The organism is Bartonella sp. AP11XZML, from assembly GCF_042196445.1.
In the GTDB taxonomy this organism is placed as follows: Bacteria; Pseudomonadota; Alphaproteobacteria; order Rhizobiales; family Rhizobiaceae; genus Bartonella.
The window spans coordinates 1-14,934 of sequence record NZ_JBHIQF010000018.1 but is presented as its reverse complement, the minus strand read 5'-3'; the positions used below and the strand labels follow the sequence as shown (position 1 = coordinate 14,934).

At 37.2% G+C, this 14,934-nt stretch carries 4 protein-coding genes and 1 pseudogene; all 5 read left to right on the top strand.

The annotated features are described in order from the left end of the window. The first annotated feature begins 283 nt into the window (after positions 1-283). The gene (locus ACFIMG_RS01580) at positions 284-3,400 is read left to right on the top strand and encodes an autotransporter outer membrane beta-barrel domain-containing protein (protein WP_375678781.1); all 3,117 of its coding nucleotides are present in this window, start codon (positions 284-286) and stop codon (positions 3,398-3,400) included. 1,180 nt (positions 3,401-4,580) lie between these two features. Next, positions 4,581-7,352: an autotransporter outer membrane beta-barrel domain-containing protein gene (locus ACFIMG_RS01575; protein ID WP_375678782.1), complete on the top strand. Its 2,772-nt coding sequence runs from the start codon at positions 4,581-4,583 to the stop codon at positions 7,350-7,352. 445 nt (positions 7,353-7,797) lie between these two features. After that, positions 7,798-11,028 (top strand): autotransporter outer membrane beta-barrel domain-containing protein, encoded by a 3,231-nt coding sequence (locus ACFIMG_RS01570; RefSeq protein WP_375678783.1) that lies wholly within the window; start codon positions 7,798-7,800, stop codon positions 11,026-11,028. Between the two features lie 697 nt (positions 11,029-11,725). Beyond that, positions 11,726-12,451, top strand: a pseudogene (locus ACFIMG_RS01565) (autotransporter outer membrane beta-barrel domain-containing protein); the annotation flags it as partial. Positions 12,452-12,623: 172 nt separating this feature from the next. After that, positions 12,624-14,934: autotransporter outer membrane beta-barrel domain-containing protein (locus ACFIMG_RS01560; protein WP_375678784.1), on the top strand; the 2,311-nt coding region annotated here is incomplete at its 3' end.

Below are 14,934 nucleotides of genomic sequence, written 5' to 3'. Positions count from 1 at the left end.
TTGATTGTGTTTTTAATTAATTACACGCACTGGTTTTATTTTTTCTTTACACGAAATACAGAATGCATTATACACTCATAAAGTGTGTTTTTGCAATTGTTCTCTTATAGGTGGTTTTGGCGTAGAGCTTTTGCCAAATTTATTGGGATAATTCATTACACAGTTCAGATGAGCATGAGGCATGTTCTTTTGTTACACTTTTCGTATTTTTGAGGTGTGCAATGGGGTGTTTTGTAAGTGCTTTTGTTTTTAATGAGAGGGGAAGGAAAGTTTCGAGGGAACTATGATTAAAGTTTTTAGAAATCATGTATGTTTATGTGCTTGTACAACCGCTATCCTCTCTTTGCTTCAAAATGGAAGAGAAGTGTATGCGGCTGCAGAGGGGAAGGATAGTAAACCTTATGTTATAAAGGTTATTCCAGTTGTCTCTGCTAATTCTTCTCCTCAGCTTAGCGGGAGTAATAAGCATAAGCTTCCTCTTAGTGGAGAAAGTGGTGATAATTATTATCCTCCTAATATGATTAATGTTGGCAATAACGATGATGGTATTCGTGGGGGAAATGATTATCGTAAGCTGAGTGGATTAGCTGGGGAGAATGGGCGTAAGGAAAATGTAGATAATACGGTTAAAAATGAGCACTCTGATGGAAGAGGAGTGAATCTTGGGTTTTATTACTATAATCGGTTGTATTATATATGCGATAATTGCGGGGAGTCTAAAATTGATAATAAATCTTATAAGATTACGAATGAGAACGCTTCCTTCTATCCTGATGATCCTACTGCTATAACGGTGAAAGGAATAGGTACAGAAGTTCGCGGGGAGGATGTAACGGTTAGTAGTCAAGTTGCTGATAAAACTTTTCTAGTGGGGGTGCATGTATTAGAGAACGGTAAGATTGTTTTGGAAGATCCGATTATCAAAAATACAGTTATAGCCCTTCGTGCGAGTGATGGCGTGATTGAGGTAAAAAATGGCAAGATTAAGGCAAGTCATGAGGGTGTTGATGCAACAGAGAAATCGTTTGTTCTTTTAGAAGATACAGAAATTAAGACAGCTAATGGGAATGCAAGTCTTTTAAGTTATGATCATTCAGAAATTTGGATGTCAGGTGGATCAGTTGATTTTATGAACAGCCATGGGATTTCTTCGATGTTAGGTGGAAAAGTAAATCTCGAGAATGTTAAAATTACTGGGAAGGGTGATAAAGGTAAGGATCGTGCGGTTGTGCATATGGATTTAGGGGGGGCTATTAATTTAGAGGGTACTATTGTTAGTACTGGTGGGGGGATCCATGGCATATTATTAGAAAATATAGTCAATTCTATTCCTCTTCAGGAAGTTAAAGATTTATCAAATGAGGATTCTGATTCAAAGATTCCTGTGACTGAAGTTAATATGAAATCCTCTTCTGTTACCGTAAATGGTAAGGGATCTTATGGTATCTATTTTCGGGGAGAGAAGCCATGGAGTGAAGGTGGGGATAAAAAAGAAGAAATTTCATCAGAGGAAGAAAAAGTTCCACCACGATTAGAAGTTGTTAATTTGGATAAAACAGAGTTTTCTGTTTTAGACGATGCGGCTCTTTATGGTAAAAACATGATTTCTGGTGCGGTGGGGTTGGTACACAGCACTCTTCACTCAGGGAATTTTTTATTAAAAGCTGAGGAAGGTGCTTCTATAACAGTTTTGGCGGATGCTTCTACTCTTGAGGGTCGCACACACGTTGATAAAAATTCTAATGCTGAGCTTTATTTGGGAGGCCGTTCTCAATGGATTTTACAACAACCGTTGCAAAAAGATCAACACGAGGCTGCACATGATTCTTCTATTTCACTCGTTAGTCTTATGGATGAGAGCTCTATTAATTTTAAAAGACACGAATCTTCTTCTGTTGATGATTATCAAACCCTTCGTGTGGGAAAGGGAAAGGGTGAAGTTTATAGAGCACAGGGCGGTGCCTCTATTTCTCTTAATACATACCTGAATAAGGGCGGTGATCTTGATCATCAAAAGACTGATCGTGTTTTAATTCATGGTGATGTTTCGGGAAAAACAAAGCTCCAAGTGCATGGAGTTACAGGAAGTCCAGGAGGATATACGGGAAAGGGGGGGAATGCTGAAGGTATTTCAATCATTCAGGTTTCTGGACAAGCAAAGCAAGATTCTTTTCAGTTGGAAGGTGGTTATGTAGCGTTAAACGCATTACCTTATCAGTATAAGCTTTATAGTTATGGTCCAGAATCTGAGTTTGGAAAAGCAAGTATGGATCAGAGATTAGTTGAAGGGAACGGAGAATTTTGGGATTTTCGCCTTGAAAGTAGATCTATAGATTCTGATGTTAAACCTAAACCAGATCCTGACCCAATTCCAGGTCCAGCTCCTTCTCCAGCACCAGCTCCGGAGCCTCATCCTCGTCCTAAGCCGGGCGTTAAGGCTGTTGTTCCGCAGGTTCCGAATTATCTCCTTTTACCTAATGCCTTACGTCATATTGGTTTGATGAATGTGAGCAATCAAAATAAGCGATTAGAAGCTTTGCGAATTACTTCTGGGGGCTTATTAGAAAGTCGTGAAAATCCTTTCTTTTTTGTGAGCGGTTATGGCGGCAATCATCGTTATACTTCAAATCTTTCCGCGCTTGAATATGGTTATGGCGGCGAGTTTGATTATAATGCACTAGAGGCTGGTGTTTTGCTGAAAGCAATCGAAAATACGTATGGTTCCACTTCTTTTGGAATTATCGGGGCTTACGAGAGATTTTCTTTGCAACCTTTGAATGTTGAGCAGAGTCAAAAAAGTACATTTGATAAATGGTCAGTTACAGCATATGGTGGTATGCTGCATGATGCAGGTTTTTACGTTGATGGTCTTGTGTCTTATGGTTTGTTTAAAGGTGATGTTCTAACAACTGCACGTGGCAAGACGGCAACATTAAAGGGAAATCCTTTAAGTGCTTCATTGACTGCTGGTAAAACATTTATGGTGGGGGAGAACGGTTTTGTTTTTGATCCGCAAGTTCAAGTTGTTTATCAATATCTTCAATTTAATAAAGTGCGTGATGTGGACGGCTTTGATATTGATTTAGGAAAGCTTCATCAATGGATAGGGCGTATTGGGGGGCGTTTAACAAAGAGGCTGGTTGCTACTGATGAGGCTCAAGTTGTTTCTTTCTATGGCAAGCTTCATCTTGCTCATGGTTTTGAAGGAAAACAATTTGTGCATTTTAAAGATGCTTTTCAGCTAGGTGCTTTTGGTTCTTCGTTAGAAACTGGATTAGGTTTTAATGCCCAATTATCTCAAAATTTTGCGCTTTACGGCGATTTGGTTTATCAGCACAAACTAACGAAAGCTGGTTTTTCTGGAACGAGTTTTTCAGGTGGATTGCGTTATCATTTCTAGTGTTGTTCCTGTTTTTGATTAATCTTTCAAAAAGCTACAAGTTATACTTGTGGCTTTTCTCATTATCTATTCATTTTGTGTTATAGCATTTTTACGAGAGTGTGACTTTGCATATCTTTAATATGCTTTTAGGTTGGACTTCTTTCATTTTTTTGAAAAGTCTGAAGAGTTTGTACGTTATTGTTTCAAAATGCGTATTTCAGAGTGATTATTATATTATTTATAATATTTTGATTTATAAAGATATTTTTTAATTTAGGGCGCTGAAATATTTTCAATGCTCTTATGATGAATCCATAAAAAGCATTCCTTTGTCTATTATATGTAAGATTGGCAAGTGGATAATCATTTAAGAAAGGGTCAATATAATTTTGGGAATTATGTTAAGAGGAGAGGATTTACAATATTAGAAATTGGCAAAGACAAAAATGCTACTCAGGCGCAATGAGGGCTGTATCCGATGAACTTTATATTATATCCGCTGTCGTTGTGAAATGGGGATGGAAATAATGAGATATATCTGAGAAAATTGGTGAATGAGAAACACAATGATATATTGTTTTGGAAAATATGTTTTCTTCAAAGGAATTCGATAAATAACAGGATGAAGTTATGTGTCATCTTCACTTTTTAAAAGTACGGCTCTGAATGCTTTCGACTGTTGTAAAGTTGAATTAAAAGGAGATAGTAAAATCGGAACTGATTTTTACACGTTCCTACTTTTTATTAGACTGTCTTACCATGAAGATTGCCTAAAAGGCGTATGTGAACTCTTGTTTCTCAATTTTGGCATATGTTTTGTCTGCTTACAGAGTGTACACTGTTTCAATATAATATTATCGTAAGGATGTTGATTATATCCGTTCTGGCGGTGATTAGACGGCAGTTAAAGTAGGTGTTCTTAATGCATGTCAACTGACTAAGGGTGTTTTTGACTAACAACGTTAAAGGTGATTTTTCTGTCGTTCTTCAGTTATATTTTTGCAAATTCTTTGTAAAAGCGACAGATTTAGATTGTATTTTCGAGTAATTTTTTAATTCCATATTTACATAAAACACAAAAAATATTAATAAACTCACAATATTAAAACCTAAGCGTATTAAATATTTTTCTTTTGGTTAAGTTTTTTGATACGTTATGTATAGATCTTAGTAAGAAGAGGGGGATTATGGTGGAATTATGGTCAATCTATTTAAAAATCGCTTCTCCTTATGTACTTTTACAACGGCACTTCTTTTTTTGACACACAATGTTGGTGTTTTTGCACGCAATGCTGAATCTCAGGTTATCTCTGGAAAAAAGCAGTCTTCATGTGATCAGAATGCAGCGTTTTATCAGTGTGGTGGTGGAGAGCATGAAATTAATAATAAAGTTTATTCGCTAATGGATAAAAATGTTAATGGTGTTTATGGAGCCATAGAGGCGTCTAAGGAAGGTACAATTATTCGTGGCAAGAATGTAACTGTTAAGGGTATTTTGGATGAAAAGAATAACTCGGAAAACAATTTTTGGAAATATGGAGTAAAGGTATCAGAAGAAGCGGGCGTCTTTCTGAGCGATTCCACGTTGAGTGGGGTTTTAGTGGGGGTGGAAGCTCAAGGTGGATTCATCGTAATGTCTGGTGGATCAATTGATGCAATCAAAGTGGGGGCTTTTGCTGGAGGAAAATCTCAAAGTGGTGTTGATTTAACGAATACGCAAATTAGCCTAGGGAGAGTTGGGGTTAAAGCAGGAGAAAAAGGATATCTTATTTTAGAGGGTGTCTCTATTACCGGCAAGGGGAGTACCGGCAAGGATGATCAAGGGCTGGATGCAGGTCGTCAGGCAGCTTTTCATATATCTGAAGATGGTTATGTTCAGTTTATGAAAGGGTCTGTTGATGTTACTGATGCTCATGGGCTTTTATTGCAGGGAGATAAAGCTCCTCAGATTAATATCGGAGATTCCAATATTACAGTGAAAGGTAATGCATTTTATGGTATACACTTTGAAGGTGTGGCTGCTTCAGAAGGTTTGTCAGAGGGAAAATCATTGCGCGTTGATTTGAAAAAGACGCGTTTTGTCGTTCCAGATAGTATAGCTGTTTATAGCAGTCAATCTGGAAAGTCTAAAATATTTTTAAAGGAAACAAAGCTTTTTGGGGATTTGTTGCTGAAGGCTGATCGTAACTCTTCTATAGAGGTTGTTGCTGATGCTTCTGCACTTGTCGGTCAAACTCAGGTTGATAACACTTCTAAAGTCGACCTTATCTTGGGAAATAATTCACAGTGGGCTTTATTGCAACCAAGACAGAAAAAATTACAAGATCCTAATTATAGAGGTGTTTCGTTTATTTCATCGGTACACCTTTCTAATAGTTCCATTACTTTTGAAAAACCAAAGTCCAGTACTGATCATGCATATCAAACGCTTTATATTGGAAAAGGAACAGGTATTGTTTATCAGGCTTTTGGTGATGCTTGGATTCATTTGAATGCACGTTTAAATCCTAGTGATACAAGTGATCATCAAGTAACGGATCGGCTTCTCATTCATGGTGACGTTAAGGGAAGAACTATAGTCCATATACAAGGGGTTGCGGGAGGTTTAGAAGAAAAAAATAAAAAAGCGCATAGTGTTTCAATTATTCAAGTTTATGGAGATGCATCGTATGACTCTTTTCAACTGAATGGACAGTATGTTGCCTTAGAGGGGGCCCCTTATAAATATGTACTTCGTTCTTATGGTCCAAGTGTTACTAGAGGGGAAGAGCATGTTAAACAGAAATTTGCTTTGAATGGAGGGGCATTTTGGAATTTTCGTTTAGAAAATGAATATGTTCAAACTGCTGATTATAGAGAAACTCCTATGGTTTCTAAACGTATACTTCCTGCACATGTTTCTGTTGAGGATATTATTCCCGAATCTTCTGGTGATGTTGTGCCAGCGTCTTCTACAGATAGTCTTTCTGAAATTGAAAATGTTTCTCTGTCTCAACGAGGTGTAAGATCTGTTGTTCCTCAGGTGCCAACTTATCTACTTTTGCCGAATAGTTTGTTCCAGGCTGGTTTGATAGATATCAGCAATCAAAACAAGCAGTTGGAGATAGTACGGACTAATCTTAGTGGAATGTTGCAAATTCATGAAAATTCTGCTTCATTTTTGCGTGGCTATGGTGGGAATTATCGTTATGCCTCAGATTTATCTGCGCTTGAATATGGTTATGGGGGAGATCTAGGGTACTATGCACTAGAGACAGGTGTTTTGCTACAAACTGTTGAAAATGTTGACAGTGTTATATCCTTTGGGGTTATGGGGTCTTATGGAAAGCTTTCTCTACAACCTCGAGATGTTGCACAAAGCCAAAAAAGTACATTTGATAAATGGACTGCTACAGTTTATGGCAGTATGCAGCATGATGTAGGATTCTATGTTGATGGTTTGTTATCTTATGGTCTGTTTAAGGGAGATGTTCTGACAACTGCACGGGGTAAAACGGCAACATTGAAGGGTAACCCTTTAAGTGTTTCCTTGATGAGTGGTCAGAAAATTGCCACAGGATATGAAGGTGTTGTTTTTGATCCACAGGTTCAGGTTGTTTATCAGCATCTTCAATTTAATGAGGCCCGCGATATTGATAATTTTAATATTGAGATGGATAAACTTGATCAATTGATGGTGCGTATGGGTGGTCGCTTGATAAAGACTCTTACTGCGTCTGAAAAAGATCGTGATGTTTCTTTTTATGGAAAGATCCATTTTGCCCATGATTTTGGAAAAGAAAGGTCTGTGCGCTTTAAAGATTCTTTCCAGTTAGGGGCTTTTGGTTCTTCTCTAGAGGCTGGATTAGGTCTTAATGCTCGCTTGTCTCAAAAATTTGCGCTTCATGGTGATTTGGTTTATCAGCATAAGTTGAGTAAAGGTGGTTTTTCTGGAATCAGTTTTTCTGGTGGATTGCGCTATCGTTTTTAGGATGATCATCTTGAGGTAAGTTGTTTAAAAAACCACAAGCATAGCTTGTGGTTTTTTATTATTTGTTTGCAACTTTTTAAATAAGTTTTTTAAAAAAATGTTTTTTTTGCATGAGCAAGTTTGTTTCTTTTTAGAAACGAGATAAGGCTTTCTGGTTTGCAGTTTTTGCTTCTTATGCTGTTTTTCCTCTTTGAGTTTATTTTTATTAAATTCTCTTGAAATTACTGCTTTGAGGTGGAATTTTTATTTCTATCTATATTTTTACGCGTTTTTATAAATAATACAATTTTAAATTGTGATATTTTGGGATTCTGGCTTTACATAAAACATAGGGTGGATATATAAAATACAAAACGTATTTTAAATTATCACGCGTAACCAAAGTTATTAAACAGAACGCGTGTTTTTTGTTTTTAGAGAAGGGGAAGAAAGTTTGTAGAAAATTATGTTTAAAAATCATCTCTCTTTATATCATTTTACAACGGTTATTTTTTTCTTTGTATACAATACTGATGCAGGTGAGATTTCTTCTGAGAAGAAGCCATATTCATGTAACGAAAGTGCCTCATTTTATCGCTGTAATGATGGTAAAATGCATGAAATTACCAAGAAAACTTATCAACTTACGGGTGAAAGTTCTTATGCTGCCATAGAGGCATCAGGGAAAAATACAGTCATTGAGGGAGAGGCTATAATCATTAACGGTATTTCGAATGCACATGGACATTCAGAAACAAACGCTTGGACAACAGCTGTAAAGTCCTCAAATGGGGGAGGCGTTGCTCTATTTGATTCCATGTTAAATGATGTGTCGATAGGGGCCGATATTAATGATGAGGGAGCTTTTGAGATGCAGGATGGGGTGATTAAAGCAACCAGAATGGGGATCAGTGTTGGGGGTAAAGGGTCGTTTGTTTCTTTGACCAAGACAGAGATTAAGACATCTTCTGATGCGATAGGTCTTTTGAGTCATAATGGTGCAAAAATTTATATGAAAGGAGGAAAAATTGATTTTGCTGATGGTATTGGTGTTCAAACAGGAGGAGATGGAGAAATTAATTTAGAGGGTGTTTCTATTACTGGGAGGGGGAAACAGGGAACAAATATAGATAATCATCGTGAAGGCTCTGTTTTTAGTATGCTTCAGGGGAAAGGCTCTCTTAATTTCCAGAAGGGAAACGTTAATGTCGACAATGCTCATGGCATTGTAGTGCAGGGAAATAACCATAATGCTGCTCATATAAAATATTCCAATGTTTTTGTGAGAGGGAATGGATTTAATGGCATGCACTTTTTTTGGGAAGCTGTCTTAAATGATAAAAAAACAATTATACCTGGAAAAGGGACTGTCCATTTGACAAAGACAACTTTTATGGCTCCAGAAAGTACGGCTATTTATAGCCGCGAATTCGAAAGTTCTGTTAAACTCTTACAAAATTCAAAAATTTCTGGAGATTCACTCCTGAAAGCTGTTGAGCGTTCTAATGTAAAGATTGAGGCTGATGCTTCTACCCTTGTAGGAGGCGCACATGTTGATGAAAGTTCTACAGCTAAGATAGATTTAAAAAATGGTTCAAAGTGGATTTTATCGCGACCAAAATATGATAAATTGCAAAATTTTGATGCTTCTGGTTCTAATTTAGGGGACTATTCCTTCATTTCATCGGTCAATCTTACGGATAGTTCTCTTGTTTTTGAAGAATTAAAATCTAAAAAAACAAATGGTTATCAGACACTTCTCATTGGAAAAGGATCTGGGACTGTCTATAAAGCGCACGGTGATGTGAATCTTTATCTTAATGCATATTTGGATAAAGGCGGAGCTCTGCAAGAGCAAAAAACTGACCGGCTTTTAATCAATGGTGATCTTGAAGGAAAAACAACAGTTCATGTTTATAAGATTCCTGGAAGTCCAGGGGCATTGACGGGAGAGGGCGGTAATAATCAGGGGATTTCCATTATTCAGGTTTATGGAAAAGCCATGGAAGATTCTTTTCAGTTAAAGGGGGGGTATGTCACACTTGAAGCCTCTCCCTATCAGTATCATCTTAAGAGTTATGGTCCAAGCTCTTCTTTAGGGGCGGCAGATTCCAATCAAAGAGTGCTTAAAAACTCCGGAACATTTTGGGATTTCCGACTTGAAAGTCAATTTGTTGATTCCACTAAAGTTTTTCCTGTTCTTGATTTGGTTGTCCCCCCTTCTTCTGATGATATTCCTTCTTTTCCTAAAATTCATCCTAATATTACTGGAGGTGAGGATGGTTCTATTGATTCTAACTCTCAGAAAAAATCTCAGGAGCCAAGTCTTTCTTCTCCTGTAGATTCTCCTGATAGGGGTTCCCATCTTACGACCACACCTAATGTATCTGATGTTTTTGTACTTGAGATCCCCAATCCTCTTTCCTCTCTTGCACCTGTTGTTCCCGCTATTGCTGAATCTAATCCAGTTGCTCCACCTGAATCTGGTTCACTTGTTCCGCCATCTGTTTCACCCACTCCTTCTGTTGTTTCCCCAGTTGCATCTGTTTCCCCTGTTCCGCCATCTGTTTCACCCACTCCTTCTGTTGTTTCCTCAGTTGCATCTGTTTCATTTGTTCCGCCATCTGTTTCACCCACTCCTTTTGTTGTTACTCCACCTGCGTCTGGTTCTTCTGTTCCGGCATCTATTTTTAAGCCTTCTTCTCATTTTGAGCCAAATGTGAGAGTCGTTGTTCCACAGGTTTTGACTTATATTCTTGTGCCAAATACCTTATTTTATGCTGGTTTGATGGATATCAGTAATCAAAGCAAGCAGTTGCAAGCGCTGCGAACTGTTTCTGGTCGGTTATTGAAAAATGATGAAAATCCCGCTTTATTTTTGCGCGGTTACGGTGGACATCATCATTATACTTCAAATTTGTCTGCATTTAAATATGGTGATTATGGCGGTGAGCTTGATTATAATGCACTAGAGGCAGGTATTTTACTCAAGAAAATCGAAAGTGCATACAGTACGACATCTTTTGGGATTATGGGAAATTATGGCAAGCTTTCTTTGCAGCCTCGAAAGGTTAAACAAAGTCAAGAAAGTATATTTGATAAATGGACAATCACAGCATATGGAAGCATGCAGCATGATACGGGTCTCTATATGGATGGTCTCTTCTCTTATGGTTTGTTTAATGGAAATGTTCTCACACTTGAGCGAGGTAAAACGGCTGCATTGAGAGGGAAGCCCCTAAGTGTTTCTTTAACTGCTGGTAAAACGTTTATGATAGGCAGCCGATATTTTATTTTTGAACCACAGGTTCAGTTTGTTTATCAAAATCTCCAGTTTCATAAGACTCGTGATATTGATAATTTTAATATTGATATGCGAAGTCCAGATCATTGGGGGATGCGTATTGGTGGGTATTTAACGAAGACACTTACATTTACTAAAGATAAAGATGCACATGTTCTTTCATTCTATGGTAAGCTTCATTTCATTCGTAGTTTTGATGATAAACAATTTGTATATTTTAAAGATGCCTTCCAGCTTGGTTCCTTTGGGACTTCTTTAGAAGCTGGATTTGGTGTTTTTTCGCAATTATCTCCCAAAATTATTTTTCATAGCGATCTGATTTATCAGCATAAATTTACGAGTGACGGCTTTTCCGGAACGCATTTTTCTGGTGGATTAAGTTATCATTTTTAATTGTATTTTTCTTTAATACATCCTTTGTGAAAGACATAAGCACAAAACATGGTTTTGTTGTGTCATTTTTCTGATTTTTGACTTTACATATAATACAAAACAAATTATATGTAACGGTACATAATAAGAATAATAAGTAGATGAACCAGGTGTGTCTTTTCAGTTTTTTATGAAGATAAAATAAAGGAAGTTTAGACTAAATTATGATTAAAGTACTAAAACGCTATGTGTGTGTTCTCTTACGACCTCTATTTCTTTCTTCGTGCACAATATAGATGTGAGTGCAGAAGATTATAGCCCCTCGTGTAATTCTCTTTTTGAGTCGTATTCGTGTGATACAGTTGATGCTTCTCGTACTTTTGGAAGTCGTAATAAGTTATATATGAGTGGATTGGATAGGAGGACTACAGGTGTTATTTTTACAATACGAACTCATAACATAGTTATTAAGCCGCAAAAAAGTAAAGGGGAAAAAGGCTTTCAGGAACTGATGGAATTTTAGAATTAAAGAGATCTGAGAAGATTACATCAGCAGTGGTTGTGTCAAAAGATAATAAAACTTCTTTTAAAAAGAGTTCTATTACAGGAAATGGCGAAAAGAAAAGTGGTAGAAATGCTACGTTATCTCAATCTGTGTTTGGTGTGAAGCAGGGTGGTTCTTTCCTTTGATGAAGGTAAGATTCAGGTTTCTGATGTTCATGGTATAGAGGCAAGTGTCTTGCTCAATGCGATTGAGGATACACATCACACTTTGAGCTTTGGAATAATGGAGAATAATGGAAAAAAACTCTCTACAACCTCAAGATGTTAAAGAAAGCAAAAAAGTACATTTGATAAATGGTCTATTACAGTATATGGCAGCATGCAGCATGATACAGGCTTTTATATAGATGTCCTTTTTCCCTATGGTTTATTTAAAGGGGATGTTCTCGCGCAAGCAAGAGGCAAGACAGCAACATTGAAGGAAACACCTTTGAGTGCTTCATTGATTGCGGGCAAGTCATTTATGACAGGCATAAAGGGGTTATTTTTGATCCGCAGGTTTAGGTTATTTATCAAAATGTGCGGTTTGATAAGGCGTCTGATATTGATGGTTTTGATATTGAGATGGGAAAACTTGATTTGTGGGTGATGCGTGTTGGTGGTCTTTAAGAAAGATGCTTGCTGCTTCTGAAGAGGCTCTTGTTGTTTCTTTCAATTGCAAGCTTCAGCTTGCCATTAGTTTTAGAGGAAAACAACGTGTGCGGTTTGAAGATGAATTCCAATGAGGGCTTTTGGCTCTTTTCTAGAAACTGGAATGGGATTGAAGGCTCAGTTGTCTTCAAACTTTGCTTTGCATGGAGATGTAACTTATCAGCATTGCCTTAGAAAAGGTGGTTTTTCAGGGATTATTTTTTCAGGCGGTTTATACTATCGTTTTTAGGTGCCTATGAAATATAGAGTGATTTTTACATAAGTTATAGAGTTTTTTATGAAGTATAAAGTGATTAGTTAAGTTTTATACTTGCTATTGTTAGTGTGTTTAACTTAATCTTATGGGGAATGTTTTTTATTTTTAACTAACAGGGGGAGAAAGGCAAATTGGGAATAAAGTTATGGTTAATGTATTAAGCGGGTATAGATTTTTATTTATTACAACGGCTATTGTTTCTTTTTTGCCAATCGTGAGTGTTAATGCGAATCCTAATAATTTAGGAACTTCCTGTAATGTATCAGGGAGTTTTTTTACATATAGCGATAGTAAAAAACATACGATAAGTAATAAAAATTATACTCCTTCTGTCTCTTCTCTAGATGATTTTGTTGCTGTCTTCTCTATAGAAAAAGAGGGAACTGTTTTAAATTTATTAGAGACAAATATTATCTCGCATAGGCCAAAGCAGTCATTTTTATATAGTGCATCTGTAAAAGATGATGGCAGGCTTGTTCTAACCAATTCAAATATTAAGGATATGTCCGGTTTTCGTGTTCAGAACGGGCAAGTTGTGATGAATAGAGGGAAGATTGAAGGTAGTTTGCAAGCTGTATGTGCAGAAGGAAAAAAAACCGATATTGCTTTAGTGAGCGTAAATATTGATATTGTATCAGATAATTTGAATGCAAAAGGGATTGGATTTGTGAGTAGTTCTGATGCATTCGTTAGGATGTCAGGCAGTACTATTACTTTTAATGAGATTGGTGCGTTTTCAACACAATTTGGGGGAAAATATCTTATTGATACAACCAAGATTCAGGGAAAAGGTAAGAAACATACGATTGTAGTTGATAATGAAACTATTGATGAATTTCCAAGAGCTTTTGACATATCACAGGGTGGTGATGTTCATTTGCGTGGTGATTCTATTCAGCTCACTGATATGCATGGCTTCTTGATTACGAATTTTGCAGGTTATGCAGATGCTGAAGGTAAATTGGTTCAAGAATACGCTTCATCAAATGAGTTTAAAAAGACAAATATTAAGATTGAAGGTACAGAAATTTCTGTTCAGGGTGAGGGAGTATACGGTCTGTATTTTTATGGATTAGGCCCAGATGTATGGGGTGATATGTTTAAGGTAGGGAGTGAAAAACTTTCAAAAGTAGAAAAAATTGTTTGGGGTGAAGCATCTTTGCATTTGTCACAGACAACTTTTTCAGTTCCCGATGGTATTGCCATTTATAGTACGGGAGATGATATTTATGGAGCTGAAGCTACCATTGAATTAACAGAAAGGACAAAGATCTCTGGTGATTTATTGTTAAAGGCTCAAAATAATTCTTCTCTATTGGTGAAAGCAAAGGATTCTATCCTTACAGGGGGTATTCGTGTTGAGGATGCATCAACTGTTCACTTAGAATTAACAAATGGCTCTGCATGGTATCTCACCAAAAGGAAACATACAGATTTACAGGAATCTCTTCCTGTAGATTCATTACTTTCGTCTATAAGCATTTCTGATAGCACAATTTTTTTTGATAAATTTATATCTCAAGATTATCAAACGCTATATATTGGAAAAGTATATATTGAGAAAGGAAGTAATCTAAATGACATAAATCCAATAGAGGGGATACAATATGATAAAGAAGCCTATAATGCAAAGGGAAATGTGCAGATTAAGATGAGTGCGTTTGTGAATAATGACGGCTCGTTTAATCCTCAAAAAACTGATCGTATTTTGATCTACGGGAATGTTTTGGGAAGTACACTGCTCATGATGGAGAAATTTTCCAAAACCTTAGAAGGAAAAGCTGGCAATAAAGGAAGTCAAAGTATTTCACTTGTTCAAGTTGCTGGGACAGCAGAGGAAAATTCTTTTAAGTTAGCCAATAGTTATACTACGGTGAATGGATTTCCTTATCAATATAAACTTCGTGTCTATGGTCCAAGTTCTTCTTCTGGAAATGCAGATCCAAAGAATAGATTGGTTGTTGGAGAAGGGGATTTTTGGGATTTTCGTCTCGAAAGTGTTTACATTGGTCCTGAATTAGATTCTTCTGAAACTGCTTCTAAGCCAACGTCTACAGTTTTACCTCCTCAATCTGAAGAAGAGACGGTTCCTTCTAAACGACCAACAGAGACTATTTCACCTGAACAACCCCCTTCTGTTGAGCCTCCATTTATACCATCTACACCTTCTTTGCCTGAAGGATCTGAACCGTCTGAAACATTTATCCCTACGGATTCGACGCTGACTCCTTCTGCACCAGTTCCGTCTGAGCCTCCCTCTGTACCAACAGTTCCGGAGGCTCCTTCTGCTGTGCAACCTATGCCTGCACCTTTTGTTCCAGTTGAAGATTCTACTGATGAGGTTCTGCCATCTGAGCCCTCTGCTCCGGAGGACACTTCATCTCTGGATACTGTTTCTCCTCCTTCTGCCCCTGTTGAACCAAAGCCTTCTCAGTCCTCTGATCCTTTAGATCCTT

Bases quoted from the DNA above. Each gene is read 5' to 3' on its own strand.
- ACFIMG_RS01575 (WP_375678782.1), top strand. From the start codon at position 4,581: ATGGTCAATCTATTTAAAAATCGCTTCTCCTTATGTACTTTTACAACG.
- ACFIMG_RS01580 (WP_375678781.1), top strand. From the start codon at position 284: ATGATTAAAGTTTTTAGAAATCATGTATGTTTATGTGCTTGTACAACC.
- ACFIMG_RS01570 (WP_375678783.1), top strand. From the start codon at position 7,798: ATGTTTAAAAATCATCTCTCTTTATATCATTTTACAACGGTTATTTTT.